19 protein-coding genes and 1 pseudogene are annotated in these 19519 nt (G+C 39.2%); 13 read left to right on the top strand and 7 right to left on the bottom strand.

Translation table 11 applies throughout. The annotated features are described in order from the left end of the window. Positions 1 to 10: 10 nt before the first annotated feature. A complete protein-coding gene (gene trhA / locus CEF22_RS01080) occupies positions 11 to 658 on the top strand; it encodes a PAQR family membrane homeostasis protein TrhA (RefSeq protein WP_100401392.1) in 648 nt (215 codons plus the stop codon). 73 nt (positions 659 to 731) lie between these two features. Here trhA and gltS read toward each other — a convergent pair whose 3' ends face one another. Then, positions 732 to 1925, bottom strand: a complete 1194-nt coding sequence (gene gltS, locus CEF22_RS01075; protein ID WP_100401391.1) for a sodium/glutamate symporter — start codon at positions 1923 to 1925, stop codon at positions 732 to 734. Then, on the bottom strand, positions 1922 to 2893 hold the full coding sequence (gene hutG / locus CEF22_RS01070) for a formimidoylglutamase (RefSeq protein WP_100401390.1): 972 nt from the start codon (positions 2891 to 2893) through the stop codon (positions 1922 to 1924). Before hutG ends, gltS begins: the two co-directional genes overlap by 4 nt. A 129-nt stretch (positions 2894 to 3022) precedes the next feature. Here hutG and CEF22_RS01065 point away from each other — a divergent pair, with 129 nt between their 5' ends. Both CEF22_RS01065 and CEF22_RS01060 read left to right on the top strand, forming a co-directional pair. After that, complete coding sequence (locus CEF22_RS01065; protein ID WP_100401389.1) at positions 3023 to 3907, top strand: LysR family transcriptional regulator; 885 nt, start codon at positions 3023 to 3025, stop codon at positions 3905 to 3907. 84 nt (positions 3908 to 3991) lie between these two features. Further along, positions 3992 to 4549 carry a DUF2238 domain-containing protein gene (locus CEF22_RS01060; protein WP_100401388.1) on the top strand — a complete coding sequence of 186 codons (558 nt, stop codon included), beginning with the start codon at positions 3992 to 3994 and terminating at the stop codon, positions 4547 to 4549. A gap of 97 nt (positions 4550 to 4646) precedes the next feature. Here the strand turns inward: CEF22_RS01060 and CEF22_RS18780 are convergent, their stop codons facing one another. From CEF22_RS18780 to CEF22_RS01050, 3 genes and pseudogenes are all read right to left on the bottom strand, one after another. Continuing rightward, entirely contained in the window at positions 4647 to 4961 is a 315-nt protein-coding gene (locus CEF22_RS18780) for an ArsR/SmtB family transcription factor (protein WP_232726162.1), read from the bottom strand. 51 nt (positions 4962 to 5012) lie between these two features. Further along, positions 5013 to 6752 (bottom strand): annotated as a pseudogene (locus CEF22_RS01055) (SulP family inorganic anion transporter); the annotation flags it as partial. Positions 6753 to 7126: 374 nt separating this feature from the next. After that, positions 7127 to 7468: a YciI family protein gene (locus CEF22_RS01050; protein WP_100401386.1), complete on the bottom strand. Its 342-nt coding sequence runs from the start codon at positions 7466 to 7468 to the stop codon at positions 7127 to 7129. A 446-nt stretch (positions 7469 to 7914) separates the two neighbouring features. On the opposite strand from CEF22_RS01050, the gene CEF22_RS01045 reads away from it, so the two are divergent. From CEF22_RS01045 to rluF, 3 genes are all read left to right on the top strand, one after another. Further along, complete coding sequence (locus tag CEF22_RS01045; RefSeq protein WP_100401385.1) at positions 7915 to 9072, top strand: iron-containing alcohol dehydrogenase; 1158 nt, start codon at positions 7915 to 7917, stop codon at positions 9070 to 9072. 345 nt (positions 9073 to 9417) lie between these two features. Further along, a complete protein-coding gene (locus CEF22_RS18895) occupies positions 9418 to 9540 on the top strand; it encodes a hypothetical protein (RefSeq protein WP_269799362.1) in 123 nt (40 codons plus the stop codon). Positions 9541 to 9702: 162 nt separating this feature from the next. Further along, complete coding sequence (rluF, locus tag CEF22_RS01040; protein WP_157843267.1) at positions 9703 to 10410, top strand: 23S rRNA pseudouridine(2604) synthase RluF; 708 nt, start codon at positions 9703 to 9705, stop codon at positions 10408 to 10410. A 37-nt stretch (positions 10411 to 10447) separates the two neighbouring features. Here the strand turns inward: rluF and CEF22_RS01035 are convergent, their stop codons facing one another. After that, complete coding sequence (locus CEF22_RS01035) at positions 10448 to 11497, bottom strand: NAD(P)/FAD-dependent oxidoreductase (protein ID WP_100401383.1); 1050 nt, start codon at positions 11495 to 11497, stop codon at positions 10448 to 10450. 203 nt (positions 11498 to 11700) lie between these two features. Here CEF22_RS01035 and CEF22_RS01030 point away from each other — a divergent pair, with 203 nt between their 5' ends. The 6 genes from CEF22_RS01030 (at position 11701) to CEF22_RS01005 (ending at position 16725) form a co-directional block, all read left to right on the top strand. Further along, positions 11701 to 12543, top strand: a complete 843-nt coding sequence (locus CEF22_RS01030; protein ID WP_100401382.1) for an ABC transporter ATP-binding protein — start codon at positions 11701 to 11703, stop codon at positions 12541 to 12543. Further along, positions 12494 to 13411 carry an iron-hydroxamate ABC transporter substrate-binding protein gene (locus CEF22_RS01025; protein ID WP_100401381.1) on the top strand — a complete coding sequence of 306 codons (918 nt, stop codon included), beginning with the start codon at positions 12494 to 12496 and terminating at the stop codon, positions 13409 to 13411. Before CEF22_RS01030 ends, CEF22_RS01025 begins: the two co-directional genes overlap by 50 nt. A gap of 197 nt (positions 13412 to 13608) precedes the next feature. After that, positions 13609 to 14601, top strand: coding sequence for a FecCD family ABC transporter permease (locus CEF22_RS01020; RefSeq protein WP_100401380.1), 993 nt, complete (start codon positions 13609 to 13611; stop codon positions 14599 to 14601). Then, the gene (locus CEF22_RS01015; RefSeq protein ID WP_100401379.1) at positions 14598 to 15605 is read left to right on the top strand and encodes a FecCD family ABC transporter permease; all 1008 of its coding nucleotides are present in this window, start codon (positions 14598 to 14600) and stop codon (positions 15603 to 15605) included. Before CEF22_RS01020 ends, CEF22_RS01015 begins: the two co-directional genes overlap by 4 nt. 166 nt (positions 15606 to 15771) lie before the next feature. Continuing rightward, positions 15772 to 16533: a response regulator gene (locus CEF22_RS01010; RefSeq protein ID WP_100401378.1), complete on the top strand. Its 762-nt coding sequence runs from the start codon at positions 15772 to 15774 to the stop codon at positions 16531 to 16533. A 36-nt stretch (positions 16534 to 16569) separates the two neighbouring features. Then, positions 16570 to 16725 carry a diguanylate cyclase gene (locus tag CEF22_RS01005; RefSeq protein WP_100403866.1) on the top strand — a complete coding sequence of 52 codons (156 nt, stop codon included), beginning with the start codon at positions 16570 to 16572 and terminating at the stop codon, positions 16723 to 16725. Between the two features lie 121 nt (positions 16726 to 16846). Here CEF22_RS01005 and CEF22_RS01000 read toward each other — a convergent pair whose 3' ends face one another. Beyond that, positions 16847 to 17920 carry a diguanylate cyclase gene (locus CEF22_RS01000; RefSeq protein ID WP_100401377.1) on the bottom strand — a complete coding sequence of 358 codons (1074 nt, stop codon included), beginning with the start codon at positions 17918 to 17920 and terminating at the stop codon, positions 16847 to 16849. Positions 17921 to 18152: 232 nt separating this feature from the next. Here CEF22_RS01000 and CEF22_RS00995 point away from each other — a divergent pair, with 232 nt between their 5' ends. Next, the gene (locus tag CEF22_RS00995; RefSeq protein ID WP_100401376.1) at positions 18153 to 19358 is read left to right on the top strand and encodes an MFS transporter; all 1206 of its coding nucleotides are present in this window, start codon (positions 18153 to 18155) and stop codon (positions 19356 to 19358) included. Positions 19359 to 19519 lie beyond the last annotated feature (161 nt).

The raw sequence follows: 19519 nt of genomic DNA, 5'->3' as shown, positions 1-19519 counted from the left end.
GGTATAAAATATGAATCTTTACATAAGAGAACCCATTAACGGTTTAACCCACTTAGCTGGAGCAATATTATCCTTTGTCGCCTTGCTAGCCATGGTCATTAAAGCCTCGATCACCACAGGTTCGGCGATCGCTATCGCAGCAGTCACCATTTTTGGCATTAGCATGATGTTACTTTACAGTGCATCCGCCACGTATCATATGGTTATTGCCAAAAATCATGTCATTGCGGCATTAAGACGGCTCGACCACTCGATGATCTTTGTATTAATTGCTGGTTCTTATGCTCCTTTTTGTCTAATTAGCCTGAACGGTGCTGGCGGTTGGATCTTATTTGGAATCATTGCCCTTACCGCTATATTTGGTGTCATATTTAAACTAGTTTGGTTTCAATGTCCGAGATGGCTTTCTACGATGCTATACATTGTGATGGGGTGGATGATTATATTTGCGATCTCGCCGCTATCAACTAATTTAAGCACTTCCGGTTTGCTTCTATTAGTCCTCGGAGGCATATTCTATACAATTGGCGGCATCATTTACGCCTTTAAACCGCAATGTCTGTCGTTTAAACATATGGGCTTTCATGAAATATTCCACATCTTCATTATGCTCGGCAGCACCGCTCACTTCCTAAGCGTTTTTCTCTACGTTTTGTAAAGTGAAACCTCAAAAAAAGGTCATACTTTCATCACTATAAAAGATGAAAGTATGACCGTCTTATACTTAAATATTATTGAAACAAGTTAATACTTGTAAGAATGATTGGTACAGCGAATACGTCGATAAGAAAAGCACCAACGATCGGTACGATTAAATAAGCCTTTTGCGAAGGACCGAATTTTTGCGTAATGGCTGACATGTTCGCCATTGCATTTGGTGTTGCACCTAATCCGTGCCCAGTAAATCCTCCGACCATGACAGCGGCATCATAGTCTTTACCTAGTAAACGGAATAATACAAATACGCCCATAATAACAACAAACACGACTTGAACTGCAACGATAATGAAAATTGGTAGAGCTAAGTCGGCCACTTCCCATAATTTAACGCTCATTAACGCCATTGATAAGAAAATACCGAGCGTGACGTCGCCAATCAAATTCACGCTTCTCATATCGATCACACGATCATTTACACGGTCTAATACATTTCTTACAATGACAGCCACAAACATCGCGCCTACATAACTCGGAAGAACTAATTTTGTTTTCTCAGAAAATAATTCTCCTAAATAAGTACCTAACGCCATACAAAACGTAATTAATAACACTTGCATAATAAACGTATCCGAATGAATGTCTGCTTTCGTTTTGTCTTCAGATGCAACAGCAGCTGCTACTTCCTGCTCAGCAGGTGTTAAATTGTATTTGGAAATTAAATATTTCACTGTCGGCCCACCGATTAGCCCTCCTGCTACTAAACCAAGCGTAGCCGCCGCCAAGCCAATCGTTAATGCTGAATCTACACCCATCTCTTCTAGTGTCGTTCCAAAAGCAGTAGCTGATCCGTGGCCACCTTCCATTGAGACCGCGCCAGACATAATCCCAAGTAACGGATCAATATTTAATAGAGAAGCGACTGAAATACCAATTACATTTTGCATAAGAGCTAAAAACCCACAAGCAAGCCAATAAATGACGAGCAGCTTCCCTCCTAATTTCACAAGCTGGAAGCTGGCACCTAAACCAACTGTCGTGAAGAAAGCTAGCATAAACAAGCTTTGTAAAGAAGTATCTAATGTGAGTTCAACAATACCAGTCGCTTTTAAAATCGTCGCAATCAGAGCAAAAAGCAAGCCGCCAACGACCGGTGCTGGTAAACAAAACCTTTGAAAGACGCCTACTTTTTTTACTAAAAAGGAACCGATAACGAGTAACGCAACTGCTAAAAATATAGTTGTGACTTGATCGAATTGAATGTTCATCCTGTTTCCCCCTTAAAAAAACTCATGATAGCTTCGTTAACTAATTGAGCGGCTAGATTGACTGTACGGCTGTTTTCATCTAATGAAGGATTCACTTCTGACACATCAAATGAAAGGGTTTTTTCCAGCTGTGTAATGTAGTTGATCAACGTACGAACAGCAAATGGATCTAATCCAAACGGCGAAGGAGCACTTACTCCCGGGGCATAAGCAGCATTGATGACGTCCGTACAAAGAGTAAGAATGACATAATCATATTGAGCCGCAAACCGATCGATCGCTGAGAAAATATGAGTAAAGTTCCCATTAGTCACTTCATCCTCTAAAATGTAACCGCATTCAAAATGGCGTGCAGTTTCAAATAACGCTTTCGTATTTCCGTATTTTTGAATGCCAATAGGTAAATATCCGCAATTCGAATCTTGATCTAAAATTTGTTTAAACATCGTGCCAGATGATGTTTGCTCATCATACGGTCTTAAATCAAAATGAGCATCGATATTAATAATTCCTAAAGAAGCATCCTTGCCGATAAATTCTCTTACTCCTAAATAATGTCCATATAATGTTTCATGCCCGCCACCTAAAATAATTGGTGTGGCTTTACTAAATAATAGTTTAGCGACATAATTCCCTAATTCTTGCTGGGCCTGTTCAAGCTGTCTGTTTTCGCAGGTCACATTTCCCGCATCAACAACCGAACTCTCCTCTAGGCCATGCCAAGGAAGCTTAGCTAATGAATTTCTAATCGCATTCGGTGCAGCGGCAGCTCCTATTCTTCCTTTATTTCTTCTTACTCCCTCCTCACATTCAAAGCCGATGATGGCACATTTATTGCTCTCATTCTGCGTAAGCTCTTCTGCTTTTAAATCACATAATTGAACTACTTGATGAAGTCGATAGCTTGTTTGATCTGCCACACTATCTACTCGACCTGTCCATACATCTTGTTTTGCAGCGTTATACATTTCTCTCTCCCTTTCAGAAATTTCTGATTAAGTATATTGTTAAAAAAATTATATAGTAATTTATTTATATTTTCTAATATAATTATTTTATAATTTTATAACTAAAAACTATAAATAGGAGGAAACACAATGGATTTAAGAAAAATGCGCTACTTCATTACCGTTGTCCAACAAAAAAACTTTTCAAAAGCCGCAGAAATTTTGCACGTCTCTCAACCTTCTTTAAGCAACGCCATTATGAAACTAGAGGATGAAGTCGGCTTCCCTTTATTAGAAAGAAACACAAGAAACGTTCGCCTCACACAATCGGGTGAAATGATGTATATGCGAGCACTTGAACTGATTAACGATTTGGATCATTTAAAACAAGAAATGAGAGAGGTGAAGGAAATAGGGAATGGACAACTGTCTCTAGGTTTGATCGAATCCGCTAACTATTGGTTACCTAAAGTGATTCATCGATTTAAAGCTGATTACCCTCAAGTTCAAATAAAGTTCAGCGAATTACTTGGTGTAGATCAAGTCCAGAAATCATTACTTAACTATGAAACACATGCGGTCATTACGAATCAATTAGTTTCTCATGACGATTTGTTAACACACCCTATTTATCATGAACGCCTCGTCCTACTCTTCCACCGAGATAGTCCATTAGCAACATTAGAACAAATTACGATGAAAGATTTAGAGAAAGAGCCTTTTATCATTAGTACAACGGGCTTTCAAACTCGTCAAGATATATTAAAAGCCTTTGAAAGCGAGCAAGCTACGCCCAAGATGATGTATGAAATCGAACGGTTTGAAACTGCCTGTAGCCTAGTGGAAGAAGGTCTAGGCATTACGATCATCCCAGAAAACTATATTAAAAACTCGACCTTCCCAGCGATTTGCATGCGTTATATTCATTCAGAGGCTCTAACAAGAACGGTGTATCTCGCCTATTCGAAAAAGCGATATCTCCCTCCATATATTCACAGCTTTCTCTCGCACACGAAAACGTTTTTTAGGGTATGACTCCTACCTAGCTTCATCAAAAATAGGAGGTTGAATGAAACATTTTTCTTACTTTTCTAGTAGACTAGAAGGTGAGGTGAAAGAATGAAACAAAAGTTAACAACTATACTTAGCTTGTCTTACTTTATTTTTATGTTTGGCTGCTTTTTATTTTTTTGGTTCGCAGAAGATGTGTATCGCTATCAAATTGGACTCGGTGGGATGATTGCCGGCTTAGTTCCAATAATGATCGAGCGCTTTACTCGTTCGTCCTTAAAAAAACCGTTAGTTATCTCTTATTTTATTTTTCTAATTGGCTCTCAAATATTAGGTTCGCTTATGCGCTTTTACAGCCTTGGCTGGTGGGATACATTTCTCCATTTTTTAAGCGGTGGACTTATTGCCTTTGCTGCTTTAGAACTGATGGATCGTTTAACAACTCCAGCATCTAGAGAAGGCATGTCTCGTTCCTTTGTTCTATTATTTCTATTTTCAGTGTCTGTACTAGGCGGTGTATTTTGGGAAATCTATGAGTTTTCCGCAGATCAACTATTAGGAACTACAACCCAAGGCGGCGGAAATGTCGACACAATGGGCGATTTAATAGCAGATAGCCTTGGAGGCTTACTCGTCGCCATTGTCATTGCCTTTAATAAACAGTGAAACCTAAACTCTTTATACAAACAAAAAAGGAGTCCCGTCCAGCGATAGACGGGCTCCTTTTTTATTTTTTCGACAAATTTCGGGGAGTGACAGGCACCTATTCTTCTTTCATCTTGTCTAACATCGTGATGGTGTCGACTAGGTGGTTGTTAAAGATTTGGCGCGCAACGGCGAGAAGTTCGATGATCATCGGGTCCCTTAAAGAATAGATGACTCGGTTTCCGTCTTTCGTTCCTGTGACAATGTTTTTGCCTCGCAGGACGGTGAGTTGTTGAGAGACGGCTGAGCCTTCACTTCCCGCTAAACTTTGAATTTCGTTGACACTTTTATCTCCCTCTGCTAGTATTTCTAAGATTTTGATTCTAAGTGGGTGAGCAAGAGCTTTAAAAAACTCAGCTTTAAACTGCTGCATTTCAAGAACCAATTTCTTTTCCTCTCTTTCTATCATGTGATAGACATTGCTCTTTTTTTCATCCTTTTTCTTCTTCAAGCCTGAAAGATTTTCACATTCTCTAAAAGCAAAATGCTTACAACCAAGGCATTGATCTTTTTTTAAGTGCTTGAGAGCATAATTGATCGCCTCTCCTGTATGGTCAAAAAAGTGATCTTCACCGATGAACTGATAGAGCCCGGTCTTCATTAGTACTTCTTTCGGTTGAGACTGAATCCCTGAAATAAGTACAACCCCATGCTTGGAGAAATTTTTAACAATACTTAAGAAGTAGGATTCCCCTGTTGTATCCATAAACGGGACTCTTCCCATTCGTAACAGCAATACTCTAGGCTTGTAATGAATCGTCTTCATAATCGTTTGCTCAAAAGACTGTGCCGCTCCAAAAAACAACGGTCCTTCCACATTGTAAATACTAATTTGAGGGCAATCATGAGTATCAGACACGACCTGACTCTCCACTTTTTCATGCTTATTATGAGGATTTGGCAACGCCTTTTCTGTCACCATTATATCACTCATACGCTTCGTAAAAAGAATCACCGCTAAAACAAGACCCACTTCCACTGCTACCGTCAAATTTACTAAGACGGTTAGTAAAAAAGTGATCAACAAAACGAATGAATCTTCCGTTTTCGTCTTCAGCACATGATAAAATACACGTCGCTCACTCATATTCCAGGCCACCACCATCAAAATCGGCGCCATACTAGCCAATGGAATTTCCGATGTATAAGGAGCAAATAGCAACAAGACGAAAAGAACGACAACTCCGTGAATCACACCAGAAAGTGGAGAAGCTGCCCCATTTTTAATATTCGTCGCTGTCCGAGCAATCGCACCAGTAGCCGGAATCCCTCCAAACATCGGAGTTACCATATTGGCAATCCCTTGCCCCACCAATTCTCGATTACTATTATGCTTGCTGTTCGTCATTCCATCCGCTACCACTGCTGATAAAAGCGATTCGATTGCACCCAAAATCGCAATGACAAACGCTGGCTGAATTAAAAGTTGCACCCTCTCCCACGTTACATCTGGGAAAGCAAATTTCGGCAAAGTATTAGGAATCTCACCATATGTCGAACCAATCGTCGCCACTTGACCAGGATAAAAAACAGCGGCAACCACCGTTGAAAAAAGCAGTCCAATCAACGGTCCCGGAACCTTTGGGAATAGTTTAGGCGTATACAATACCGTCATGAAACAAATGACCGCCGTTAAAATACTATAAAAATTAAGACTATCAAAATGAATCACAATTTCATTTACATTTTTCACAAAAGATTCATGTTTTTCTATGTCTGTTAGTCCTAAGAAACTAGGAATCTGCCCAACAAAGATAATGACCGCAATTCCAGTCGTAAACCCAATCGTCACCGGCTTAGGAATAAATTTAATTAATGACCCTAGCTTGAAAATCCCCATCAATACTAAAAGAATTCCCGCCATAAACCCGGCAATTAATAAATTTTCATACCCGTACGTCATGACAATTCCAAGTAAAATCGGAATGAACGCACCCGTAGGTCCCCCAATTTGATACTTAGACCCACCAAACAATGAAATCAAGATCCCTGCAATAATCGTCGTATAAATTCCATACTCAGGCTTCACCCCGGAAGCAATGGCAAAGGCCATCCCCAACGGAATTGCAATGATACCTACGACAACACCAGACATGATATCTTTTTGAAACGACCCTAGAGAATAATTTTCATATCTCCCCGTCCAAAACTTGCGCTTTCTCATTTTATCCCTTCTTTTGTCAAATATATTTGTATATCTGATTATTTGAATATACTACAATACGAAAATACACCCCATTATGTGTAAAGTCAAAGGGAAATATAAAAAGACAGCAAAACGAGACACCTTCTTGTAAAACGTAAGTACGACCAAACATAAAGTGAAACTTCAATCAATGGGGTCTTCTTCATCCCCCACTGATTGTTAATCGAAACAAGAGAGTATATAGGTCTAGAGTCGATTGTATGAGTAATTAACCATAGAAAAACTGCACCCCAATTGTTAGACGCAATCTAACAATGGGGATGCAGTTCATTTTCACTTCTGTGTTTTTTATACATTTATTGAAAATTACTTTGCGCTTCACGGCACAGTTTCTATATAATAATTCCTTGGCTTTCAAAAAATTCTCTAGTGAAATTTGGGCTGGAATTTTCATGTCTATTATATATTGGCTCCCAAGGGCTCAATTTAGCAGTTACAACTTTATTTTTAACAAGCGGATCATTGTTTATTATATCATAGGCTTCCTCTTCATTAGCGACTTCAAGAAGAGAAGCTCCTCCCGTATGATCTTCAAATGGGCCTGGAAAGATAATTTTACCTTCGTTAAATCTGTTTTGAATATGCAGAGCATGTTGATTAATATATGGCTGCTCATTTGTTGTCTTTCCAGCGATCCAAGCCTCTCCATGTGTATAATATACTAAAAATCTCATAATAATTATCCTCCTCTAGTTTTTTTATTATTTGACCCGTCAATAATTGACCCATCAAATAATATAATATGAATTTAAGAAATATGCAATACCTAAGAACACACCACTTAAATTCACCAAAAATAAATCAACAATATAACATGTGTCTGACTATAACTAATGATTACGCATGTTACAGAATAAATCTTTTCGCTTCACAAGCCATCCTTTTTATTTTAAAAATTTCATGCGCATTTTTCATATATTATGCAACAATAATTCTGTTTTAATCGATTATTCGCTAAAAATACTAAAAATAAAGATTTTTTCAAACATTTTATTTGCTAATAATACTATTTCGGAATAGAATATCCATGTATATACAATCATTTCATAGCATGCTATCAAGCTTTAATTTCATCTATGTCTTTTATCATCAACAAAGATATTATTAGGAGGAATTATTCATGACAAACAAAGTAAGCGAATTTCATATGCCAGCAGTCAATCTATTAGGTAGAGGAGCTGTTAACGAAACGGGAGCTCGATTAGCAGGTCTTGGCGCTAAAAAAGCTTTATTAGTTACAGATGCTGGATTACACGGCTTAGGTATCTCTGAAAATATCGCAAAAATCATTCGTGAAGCGGGAGTAGAGGTAGCAATTTTCCCAAAAGCGGAGCCAAACCCAACAGATAAAAACGTGGCGGAAGGTCTAGAAGCTTATCATGCCGAAAATTGTGATAGCGTTGTCACTCTTGGTGGCGGAAGCTCTCACGATGCCGGAAAAGGAATTGCATTAGTCGCAGCAAACGGCGGCAAAATTCATGACTATGAAGGTGTAGACGTATCAGAAAAACCAATGGTACCACTAGTTGCTATCAACACAACAGCTGGTACAGGAAGTGAAGTCACAAAATTCACGATCATCACAGATTCTGAACGCAAAGTAAAAATGGCAATCGTTGATAAACACGTGACACCTACACTATCTATCAATGACCCTGAGCTTATGGTCGGAATGCCACCAGCTTTAACAGCGGCAACAGGATTAGACGCTTTAACTCATGCGATTGAAGCTTACGTTTCAACAGCAGCAACACCAATTACTGATGCATTAGCAATTCAAGCAATTAAGCTCGTTCCTAAATACTTACCACGTGCTGTTGCTAATGGAGCAGACATGGAAGCTCGTGAACAAATGGTATACGCTCAATCATTAGCAGGTATGGCATTCAATAACGCTTCTTTAGGTTATGTTCATGCGATCGCTCACCAATTTGGCGGATTCTATAACTTCCCTCATGGAGTTTGTAACGCCATCTTACTACCGCACGTATGCAAATTTAACTTAATTGCTAGAATGGATCGCTACGCAGAAATTGCTGCTTACCTTGGTGAAAATGTCGAAGGACTAAGCACACGTGAAGCAGCGAAAAAAGGAATTAAAGCAATCGAGCGTCTAGCTCGTGACCTAAACATTCCTAAAGGTTTTGAAGAATTGGGTGCAAAAGAAGAAGACATCCCAACATTAGCAGAAAATGCAATGAAAGATGCAACAGCACTAACAAACCCACGCAAACCAAAACTAGAAGAAGTCATCCAAATCATCAAAAATGCGATGTAATTAGAAATGCGGAGCCGACTGCCCTGGGGCGACAAGCGGATGACAGAATGACGAAACGGCGTTCTTCAGCCATGTAGTCAGGCTGACATCTGACTCGAGCCCCAAGGAGGCGAAGCTAGACAACGAAGAAAAGCGGAAAGCGCCGTTTAGCGACGTATGAACTGGAATATTCCGCACGAGATAAAGGAAACACGATGAACGTCAGTGAATCGATGTTGACTTATCGCAAGGAGGAATGTGGAAGTTCACTAGTCGCTGGCGCTTGGAGCTAGACAATAGAAAAGCGGAAAGCGCCGTTTAGCGACGTATGAACTGGAATATTCCGCACGAGATAAAGGAAACACGATGAACGTCAGTGAATCGATGTTGACTTATCGCAAGGAGGAGCGTGGAAGTCCATTAGTCGTTAGCGACTGGAGCTGGACAACGAAGAAAAGCAAAAGAGGCTGTTCCTACTCAATTCACTAGGAACAGCCTCTTTCTCATTAAATAAACAGTATAAAAACAAAAAAGTCCCCGAAAATAAATGGAGAAAACCATTTCATCCCCTTTTTTGTTCGCTTCATTCCCATTATAATTAAATTTCTCAATATAAATTTTTTTAAAATCTAAATAAAGGATGCGATTAACCTGCGACTGAATAAATACATTAGTGAATCTGGGAAAACATCTAGACGCGGAGCAGATAAATTAATTAGTGAAGGCAGAGTCACGATCAACGGGAAAGTGGCGAAAATAGGTAGCCAAGTCGAGCCTGGAGATGATGTTCGAGTGAGTGGAGAACAAATTCGACTAGCAAGAAACAACGTATATATCGCCTTAAATAAACCTGTAGGCATTACAAGTACAACTGAAAAAAAGGTCAAAGGAAACATTATCGATCTAGTCAATCACCCTTTACGGATTCATCATATTGGCCGACTCGATAAAGATTCTGAGGGCTTAATTCTACTTACCAATGATGGTGATATTGTTAACAAAATTCTGCGCGCTGAAAATAAACATGAAAAAGAATATATCGTTTCTGTAGACAAGCCGATCACCCCCGAATTCTTGAAGGAGATGACAGCAGGTGTCCGTATTTTAGATACGAAAACACTGCCTTGTAAGGTCGAGCAGCTATCAAAGTATGAATTTCAAATCACTTTAACTCAAGGCTTAAACCGACAAATTCGCCGTATGTGTGCCGCTTTAGGCTACGAAGTATATCGACTACAGCGAACACGCATCATGAATATCCACTTAAACAACTTACCAGTTGGGCAGTGGCGCGATTTAACGAAAAAAGAGAAAAAACAATTATTTTCTGATCTCAATTATGAGCCAAATGAATGGTAAAAAAATGCCCCGAAACCAATTGCTTCGGGGCATTTTCTCATTTCATCATCTGCTTCACTAATTCTCTATTTCGCTTTTTAAAAATTTCATTATGGGAAGAAACCATGCCTGACTTATTAGCCTCTGGCTCAATAAATTGCTTTGCTTGATTCACCGCATTCGCCGCATCTTGGAATGCTCCAGCAATTAAATGTAGCTTGCCCTCATGCTTCAAAATATCTCCTGCCGCATACAGCCCTTCAATCGACGATTCACTACTCGCAGTACCAGCGATAAAATAATTGTCGATTCTTTCAATATCGATTTCACTTTGGTCGAGCAAAGTCGTATCGCGTTCGTATCCATGATTGATAATTACTTCATCAACCGGTAGCAAGATCGTCTCTCCTGTTTGATGACTCGTCAATTCCACCTTTTCAATGACTTCGTGGTTTTCACTAGCGATCAGCTTTGTAATAGCTGTTTGGAAGAAACAAATAGCTGAGCTGTCCATCAGCTGTTTCACTTGTGCCTCATGGCCTGATAACGCTTCTTTTCGATAAGTGACATACACTTTTTTAGCAACAGGCTCTAACTCATTGGCCCAATCAATGGCCGAATTGCCTCCTCCAGAAATGATCACTGTTTTATCTTTAAAACGTTGTAATGATTTAACGGTATAATTTAAATTCGATACTTCAAACCGCTCCGCTCCTTCTATTTCTAACTTTTGCGGGTTTAATATCCCTCCGCCAACCGCAACAATCACTGTTTTTGAATAATGCTTCTGGCCTGAAGCTGCATGCAAGACAAAGATTCCATCACCATTCCTTGAGATTGATTCCACTTTTTCATTCAATACCACTTCAGGGTCAAAAGTTAACCCTTGCTGTACTAATTGCTCAATTAATTGAGCCCCTGGAATAGGCGTTACTCCTCCCACATCCCAAATCATCTTCTCGGGATACACATGCACCTTCCCTCCTAATTGAGGTTGATATTCTATCAGCTTCGTCTTCATTTCTCGAAGCCCGCTGTAAAATGCCGAATACAACCCAGCAGGTCCTCCGCCGATCACCGTTACGTCAAATAATTGTTGTTGATCCATCTATATCTACTCCTTTTCAAATGTAATTGATTATCATTATCAATAGATGATACACTTTTCCCTCCTTTTTTACAATGAAAATGACTAATATACATAAATTTTCTAAAAATGATGATTGACATTGGGAAATGAGCAAACTATAGTATTAAATAAAGTGATATTGAAAATCATTATCAAATAACTCGATAAATGGAGGTTATCCAATGGTTCGCCTATATACAACAGACTTAAACATCAGCTACGGTGAACGTCTCATTGTCAAAGATCTTAGCGTAGAAATTCCTGATAAAAAAATTACGACGATTATTGGTTCAAATGGCTGTGGGAAATCAACACTGTTAAAAGCGATCACTCGTATTATTTCCCATCAATCAGGAACTGTCATTTTAGATGGGGAAAATATAGCGAAGGAGAATACCAAAATTCTTGCCAAAAAAATGGCGATTCTTCCGCAAATGCAAGAAAGCGCTAGCGGATTAACAGTGGGTGAACTGATCTCTTACGGACGTTTCCCCTACCAAAAAGGCTTCGGGCGTCTAACGAAAAAAGATTATGAAGTCATTGATTGGGCACTGGAAGTAACGGGAACAACGGAGTTTAAATTTCGTCCCGTTGACGCTCTATCTGGAGGTCAACGTCAACGCGTTTGGATTGCCATGGCTCTTGCCCAAGAAACAGAAATCATTTTCCTTGATGAGCCCACCACCTATTTAGATATGGCCCATCAGCTAGAAGTATTAGAACTATTACAGAAACTAAACCTAGAGCAAGAGCGAACAATTATTATGGTGTTGCACGACTTAAATCAAGCGGCTCGATTCGCTGATTACATGATCGCTTTAAAAAACGGAGGAATCGTCAAAGCGGGAAGTTGTGAAGAAGTGATGAAACGAGACGTTCTTCAAAAAGTATTTAATATTGACGCAGAAATCGGACGCGACCCAAGAACAAATAAACCAATGTGCATCACATATAACTTAGTGAAGGAGAACGAACATGAAAAAGCTGCTGTTTCCAATCTTGCTGCTACTCGCCTTTACGGTTAGTGCTTGCAGTAGTCAATCAGAAGAAAAAACAAGCAAACCGGAGAAAAAAGAGCCGGAAACGATCACTTATGAGTCGGAAAACGGGCCAGTGGAAGTGCCATCAAACCCTGAACGCGTCGTCGTTCTGTCATCGTTTGCGGGTAACGTCATGGCTTTAGATGCCAATCTTGTTGGCGTTGATTCATGGTCAAAAATGAACCCGAAATTTGAAAGCAAATTAAAAGATGTTGAAGAAGTATCAGATGAAAACTTAGAAAAGATTATTGAACTAAATCCAGACTTAATTATCGGTTTATCATCCATTAAAAATGCGGAGAAATTAAAAGAAATTGCACCTACTGTCACTTACACATATGGAAAAGTAGATTATTTAACTCAGCATATCGAAATCGGAAAACTATTAAACAAAGAAAAACAAGCTCAAGCTTGGGTCGATGATTTCAAAGCTCGCGCACAAAAAGCAGGAGAAGAAATTAAAGCGAAAATCGGTGAAGACGCCACCGTTTCCGTCATTGAGAAGTTCGACAAACAAATTTACGTATTCGGCGACAACTGGGGCCGCGGAACAGAAATTCTTTACCAAGAAATGAAATTAAATATGCCTGATAAAGTAAAAGAAATGGCGTTAAAAGACGGCTACTATGCCTTATCTTTAGAAGTGCTTCCTGAGTTTGCTGGAGACTATGTTGTTTTGAGTAAAAACAGCGATGCAGATAATTCATTCCAAGAAACAGACACATACAAAAACATCCCTGCCGTGAAGAACAAGCAATTATTTGAAGTCAATGCCAAAGAATTCTACTTTAACGATCCACTAACTCTAGATTTGCAATTGGATTTCTTTAAGCAAAGCTTCCTTGGCAAGTAAATACATTCAAATGGCGTCTATAAGTCAATTGTTCAGCTTATAGACGCCATTTTTTCTATCATCAGTCGGGAAATTGCCCTTTTTAGTCGGTATTGTGAGAGAATCAGGCACAAATCATATCGAATCGGGCGAGAATTATGTCGAATTAGGCAACACCCTTCCTTTTATTTCACTAACAGAAAGAAGAGAGACAAACAATGAAAGCAGATTTTTTATATAAGCTGATCGCCGCGATCTTTTTATTTTTATGTATGTTTATCGTCGCTTGCGTATTTGGCGCAGCAGATACAACTGTCAAAGATGTCTGGCTCGCCCTTACTTCCGAAGTCAAAGGGGAAAAAATTTCTTTGATTCGCGAAATCCGTTTACCACGAGAAATTGGAGCGATACTAGTTGGCATATCTCTTGCCGTTTCTGGAGCGATTATGCAAGGGGTAACGCGAAACCCTTTAGCTGATCCAGGTTTACTTGGACTAACAGCCGGGGCCAATGCAGCACTCGCTTTAACGGTCGCACTCATGCCTACGGCTAATTATTACATAATTATGATAGCATGCTTTATCGGAGCGGCTGTTGGATCAATGATGGTATTCGGGATTGGAGCAATCAAAAAAGGCGGCTTCTCCCCACTACGTATCGTCTTAGCTGGAGCCGCCGTATCGGCCTTCCTCTACGCAATTGCAGAAGGCGTCGGCATCTATTTTAAAATTTCTAAAGATGTATCGATGTGGACAGCAGGAGGATTAATCGGCACTTCATGGAATCAACTTCAAATGATCGTTCCATTTATCAGCATCGGTTTACTGATTGCGCTCTTGCTCTCTAGACAGCTGACCATTCTCAGTTTAAATGAGGAAGTCGCCGTAGGATTAGGGCAAAAAACAACGCAAATCAAAATCATTTTATTTATCGTGATCATTCTGCTGACTGGAGCAGCTGTAGCTCTTGTTGGGAATATGGCCTTTATCGGCTTGATGATCCCGCACATTGTCCGGGCAATTGTTGGTACCGATTATCGTTTCATCATTCCAATGTCAGTCGTCATCGGTGCGACATTCATGCTATTAGCTGATACGTTAGGTCGCACGATCAACGCACCATATGAAACACCAGTAGCAGCCATTGTCGCGATGATGGGCTTACCTTTCTTCCTTTTCATTGTGCATAAAGGAGGGAAAACGTTCTCATGATTCATCCAACAATTATTAAAAAACAGCGGCTGCTATTAAGTTTGTTATTGCTATTTATCACCACCACCATTGTCATCAGCATGGGAATGGGCTATTCCTCTGTCTCTTTTGACAGACTGATTCCTACATTTCTCGGGCAAGGAACATTTAAAGAAGAATTTATTATTTTTTCCGTTCGATTGCCGCGTATCATCATTACTTTATTAGCAGGGATGGCCCTTGCGTTATCTGGGGCGATTTTACAAGGAATTACCCGAAATGATTTAGCTGATCCCGGCATTATCGGCATTAACTCTGGAGCAGGGGTTGCTATCGCTGTTTTCTTTTTGTTCTTCCCTATTGATGCCGGTTCATTTGTTTATTTATTGCCTGTCGTTGCTTTTGCTGGTGCAATACTGACTGCCTGTTTCATTTCATTGTTTTCTTACAGTAGAAATGACGGACTTCAACCCGTCAAGCTCGTACTAGTTGGGGTCGGATTTTCAATGGCGCTATCTGGAGCGATGATTGTCCTTATTTCATCTGCTGAGCGTACAAAAGTAGATTTTATCGCTAATTGGCTAGCCGGAAACATTTGGGGAACAGATTGGCCATTTATTTGGGCGATTGTTCCATGGCTTATCATTCTCATCCCGTTTGCGTTATACAAAGCCAACAGCTTAAATATTCTCGCCCTCAATGAACCTGTAGCTGTGGGCGTTGGTTTATCGATTAGAAAAGAGCGAGTCATCTTGCTTTTCACCGCAGTGGCTCTCGCTGCATCTGCCGTTTCAGTCACTGGAGGCATTGCTTTCATCGGGTTGATGGCTCCCCATATGGCAAAAGCTCTAGTAGGGCCTCGAAATCAATTATTCTTGCCAATAGCGATTCTCATCGGAGCATGGCTGCTATTATTAGCTGACACCATTGGACGCAATATAGTCGACCCTGATGGCCTACCAGCTGGAATCATCGTTGCCCTCATTGGCGCACCGTACTTCATGTATTTATTATTGAAAAAATAAAAACCGCTAAAAAAGGCATTTGAATCCCGGGCAAATAGCAGGATTCAAATGTCTTTTTGTTTTATTAGAAAAGATGATAGTTTTTTGAGAGTGATCTTTTATATGATGGTTATACGAGGTGATATGTAGATAATGAATATCACCATTTCATTAAAGGAGTAAACACATGTGGAAAATTATTATCGTTGAAGATGAACAGCCTATATTAGAATTAAACACTCGATTGTTAGAAAAATACGGTGCATTCCAAGTCATTGATTCTTTTCTATCACCACTTGAGGCATTAGAGAAGCTACCAAAATATGAAATAGATGCTATTTTATTAGACATTGAAATGCCAAGAATGAATGGGATTGAATTAGCTCGAAGGCTTGTAGATATAGGCATTGATGTACCTATTATTTTCTCAACAGCGTATCCTCAGTATGCTGTTGAAGCCTTTCGCGTTCAAGCCCTCGATTATATTTTAAAGCCGATTACACCTAATACGGTGAAAGAATTAGACGAGCGCCTTCAAAAATATTACGGCGTCATCCCCCCAAAAAAGACAGCCGATCACTTACTCGTTCAATTATATGGAAACCCATTTGTCAAAAAAGAAGGTCAAACTGTCAAATGGCGAACACGCGTCACCGAAGAATTGTTTTACTATTTCCTTCTTAACGAAGGGAAAGTGGTCTCGAAATGGCGCATCTTAGAAGACATTTGGCCAAACATAGCAGAAAAACGGGCATTAGCCAATTTATATAATACGATTTATCATATGCGTCAATTATTTGCCGAGCTTGATGTACCGATTGTATTAGAGCGAGTGAATAATGGCTATGAGATGAAACAAAATGAAGCAATTAAATTTTTACCAGCTCATAGTGAAGATGAATGCTTACTCGAATCAAAAGGTTATTTATGGGCTTATCAACTTCAGTAAAGCACGAATCCCCTTAAATAAAACTATCATTTCACCATCGGAAGTACCATCATCCCTATTAAAGTAAGCATCGGCATTAGCCGCTATCCCTTTGATGGTAGTAAAGTAGAAACGCTTATGAAGAAAGCTGATAAAGCAATGTATAGGATTAAACATAAAGGAAAAAACGGATACCAAATTTTTATGAACTAAAATAAATAATAAAAAGGCTGACTCTAAACTGCTTTTTAGAGTCAGCCTTTTTTACATTTAACACTGCTACTATGGTTGACAGAGACGTGGATTCCATCGAAAAGTCATTTCTTTGAAAGGACTAAGACACGCATACTTGATTTCGTCCAGCTTGTTTTGCCTCATACAAAGCCTCATCTGCTTGTTTAATGAGATAATCAATATCAGTAGTGGTTTCTGGGTAATTAGATAATCCGATAGAGATCGTAATAAAGATACTAGATTGGTCAGGTAAGATAAATAGAGCTCTTTCTACTGCTAAACGAATTTTTTCTGCAATTTCTTTTGCTTGAAATAGCGGACAGTCTAGAAGCAAGACCGAAAACTCTTCCCCACCATTGCGGTACACTTGATCAAATGACCGAGCATTTTCTTGTAAAATAATCGCTAATTGTTTAAGAACCTCATCTCCAGCCGCATGACCGTACGTATCGTTTACTTTTTTGAAGAAATCGATATCTATGAATAAAACGGATAATCGTTCACCCTTTGCTATACCTTCTGTCTTGAATTGATTCATAGCTAGATCAAATTGGCGCACGTTATTTAAGCCTGTCAAATAATCCATTTTATTTTCTTTCTTCATGTTTTGCACCATTTCATTATATCGATTTAAATACAGGCTAAGTGCAATAATTAATAAGCCGACAGGAATAGAAATACTAGAATGATAGGCCATAACCTTTAAAGCATAGGATAAGTCCGATAAACAATAAATAGTTAAGAAGATCATAAATAGAGCCATGACATTCATCATAAAGCCTTCCACATATATGTTCTTCCATCTCCATTTAGACATGAAGCCTAACACGATACCTACTAATAATATGTTGATTGAAGCTACAATGGCTGCCTCACTTACGCCAAACAAAAGCATACGTCCAATAGCGATCATCGTACCCGCCCAAATCGCTGAAATAGGGCCACCAAACAAAGCTGCAATGACAATGAATAGATGGCGCAAATCAATGATGATATCATTAGAAATATGAATAGAATAATACATAAGAACTATACCCATAAGCCCCGTTCCATTGCCTATAAATACTTGCTGCAACAACGGTGAATATTGTTTCTTATCTCTTCGTCCCACTAGAAATCCGACAATAAATAGATAGGATATGATAAGTGACGCATGAAAAACAAGATCTTTCATGACTGCACCCCCTGGCGCCTTTTTTATAAATATAAAAATACTATATATCCATTCTATAACAAATTACGTCTATTTTTCGACAGTATTCAACAAAAAAAGTGGATGACACCCATTATATTTCTTGGACTCATCCACTTTCTTTGTATCAACAATAATAATCATTTTTAATTAGTCTGTTGTATAATATATTTAGATAGACGAAATAATATATGCAGAACGTGAGGACATCACTATGTGGAAAAATAAAAACGTTTGGATTTTATTATGTGGTGAGTTTGTAGCAGGATTAGGCCTGTGGCTTGGTATTATCGGGAATCTTGAATTTATGCAAGAGAAAGTACCTTCTGATTTCTTAAAATCTATTATTTTAGCTGTTGGTCTCCTTGCTGGAATTGCCGTTGGACCGATGGCTGGCAAAGTCGCTGATCAAATTAGCAAAAAAACAGTGATGCTTATTTCTGGATTTGTTCGTACGATCAGCGTCGTTTTCATGTTAATTGCTATTGAAACCGGCTCGGTCTGGTGGATGATCACCTTTTTAATTTGCGCCCAAATTTCCGCCGCTTTCTTCTTCCCAGCACTACAGGCTGCTATTCCTTTAGTCGTAGAAGAAAAGGACTTGTTACGACTAAACGGGGTTTATATGAATGTATCTACCCTTTCGAGAATTATGGGGACAGCCGTAGCTGGAGTTTTATTAGCAATCATGTCGCTTTCAATGGTATATGTCACTTCACTCATTGCTTATTTATTATTATTTGCGTTAACTTTCCTTTTAACATTGGACGAATCGAAAACGGAACAAGTCAGTGTCAAAGAAGAAAATTCGACAGGGACAGGCTTTAAAGAAGTATTTCCCGTCATTAAAGGACTTCCACTTGTCTTTATGACTCTTATTTTAACGCTTGTTCCATTCTTGTTTATTGGTGGCTTTAATTTGATGGTGATTAATATTAGCGAGCTCCAAGATAGCTCTACGATTAAAAGCTGGATTTATACAGCTGAAGGCATTTCCTTTATGCTCGGAGCATTCTTCGTCAAACAAATTAGTCAGAAGCTGTCACCCTATATGATTCTATTCGTCTTTTCATTTATCATTGGGTTCTCGCAAATGTTACTGTACTTTGCCCATGTTCCCTTTCTATCCGTTTTGGCCTTTGTTCTATTTGGTTTTGCTGTTGGCTGCTTCTTCCCAACCTCTGCAACCATTTTCCAAACAAGGGTTCCAAAGGACTTCCATGGCAGGTTCTTTTCCTTCCGTGGCATGCTCGAACGGGTCATTTTTCAAGTCGTTTTATTAATCACAGGATTTCTATTGGATACAATCGGCCTTGAACATATGGTGGTCATCTTTGGTCTATTCTCATTTGCGATGACGGCATTCTTTTATATGAGATTTAAACAGTTGAAAATAGAATCACCAGCGGAAGATAACTAATACCCTAATACCCGAGCGGCTGATTTTCATGGATTGCTGCTTAATTATGGCTGTTGCCCAGCTAATTAGTTCTTCAGCGCGACTAATTCGACAGCTTTCACGCTTAATTCGCGTATTTAGCTGTCATATAAAAAGGCTGTCCCTTTATGAGACAGCCTTTT

This window comes from Bacillus sp. FJAT-42315 (assembly GCF_002797375.1).
Lineage (GTDB): Bacteria > Bacillota > Bacilli > Bacillales > Domibacillaceae > Bacillus_CE.
The sequence above is the reverse complement of the archived record's forward strand: the minus strand, read 5'-3'. Positions and strand labels throughout refer to the sequence as shown.

What these genes read in the sequence shown, in the direction of transcription:
- trhA (WP_100401392.1), top strand. Translation starts at nt 11, where the DNA reads ATGAATCTTTACATAAGAGAACCCATTAACGGTTTAACCCACTTAGCT.
- gltS (WP_100401391.1), bottom strand. Translation starts at nt 1,925, where the DNA reads ATGAACATTCAATTCGATCAAGTCACAACTATATTTTTAGCAGTTGCG.
- hutG (WP_100401390.1), bottom strand. Translation starts at nt 2,893, where the DNA reads ATGTATAACGCTGCAAAACAAGATGTATGGACAGGTCGAGTAGATAGT.
- CEF22_RS01065 (WP_100401389.1), top strand. Translation starts at nt 3,023, where the DNA reads ATGGATTTAAGAAAAATGCGCTACTTCATTACCGTTGTCCAACAAAAA.
- CEF22_RS01060 (WP_100401388.1), top strand. Translation starts at nt 3,992, where the DNA reads ATGAAACAAAAGTTAACAACTATACTTAGCTTGTCTTACTTTATTTTT.
- CEF22_RS18780 (WP_232726162.1), bottom strand. Translation starts at nt 4,961, where the DNA reads ATGCAGCAGTTTAAAGCTGAGTTTTTTAAAGCTCTTGCTCACCCACTT.
- CEF22_RS01050 (WP_100401386.1), bottom strand. Translation starts at nt 7,468, where the DNA reads ATGAGATTTTTAGTATATTATACACATGGAGAGGCTTGGATCGCTGGA.
- CEF22_RS01045 (WP_100401385.1), top strand. Translation starts at nt 7,915, where the DNA reads ATGACAAACAAAGTAAGCGAATTTCATATGCCAGCAGTCAATCTATTA.
- CEF22_RS18895 (WP_269799362.1), top strand. Translation starts at nt 9,418, where the DNA reads ATGAACGTCAGTGAATCGATGTTGACTTATCGCAAGGAGGAGCGTGGA.
- CEF22_RS01035 (WP_100401383.1), bottom strand. Translation starts at nt 11,497, where the DNA reads ATGGATCAACAACAATTATTTGACGTAACGGTGATCGGCGGAGGACCT.
- CEF22_RS01030 (WP_100401382.1), top strand. Translation starts at nt 11,701, where the DNA reads ATGGTTCGCCTATATACAACAGACTTAAACATCAGCTACGGTGAACGT.
- CEF22_RS01025 (WP_100401381.1), top strand. Translation starts at nt 12,494, where the DNA reads ATGAAAAAGCTGCTGTTTCCAATCTTGCTGCTACTCGCCTTTACGGTT.
- CEF22_RS01020 (WP_100401380.1), top strand. Translation starts at nt 13,609, where the DNA reads ATGAAAGCAGATTTTTTATATAAGCTGATCGCCGCGATCTTTTTATTT.
- CEF22_RS01015 (WP_100401379.1), top strand. Translation starts at nt 14,598, where the DNA reads ATGATTCATCCAACAATTATTAAAAAACAGCGGCTGCTATTAAGTTTG.
- CEF22_RS01010 (WP_100401378.1), top strand. Translation starts at nt 15,772, where the DNA reads ATGTGGAAAATTATTATCGTTGAAGATGAACAGCCTATATTAGAATTA.
- CEF22_RS01000 (WP_100401377.1), bottom strand. Translation starts at nt 17,920, where the DNA reads ATGAAAGATCTTGTTTTTCATGCGTCACTTATCATATCCTATCTATTT.
- CEF22_RS00995 (WP_100401376.1), top strand. Translation starts at nt 18,153, where the DNA reads ATGTGGAAAAATAAAAACGTTTGGATTTTATTATGTGGTGAGTTTGTA.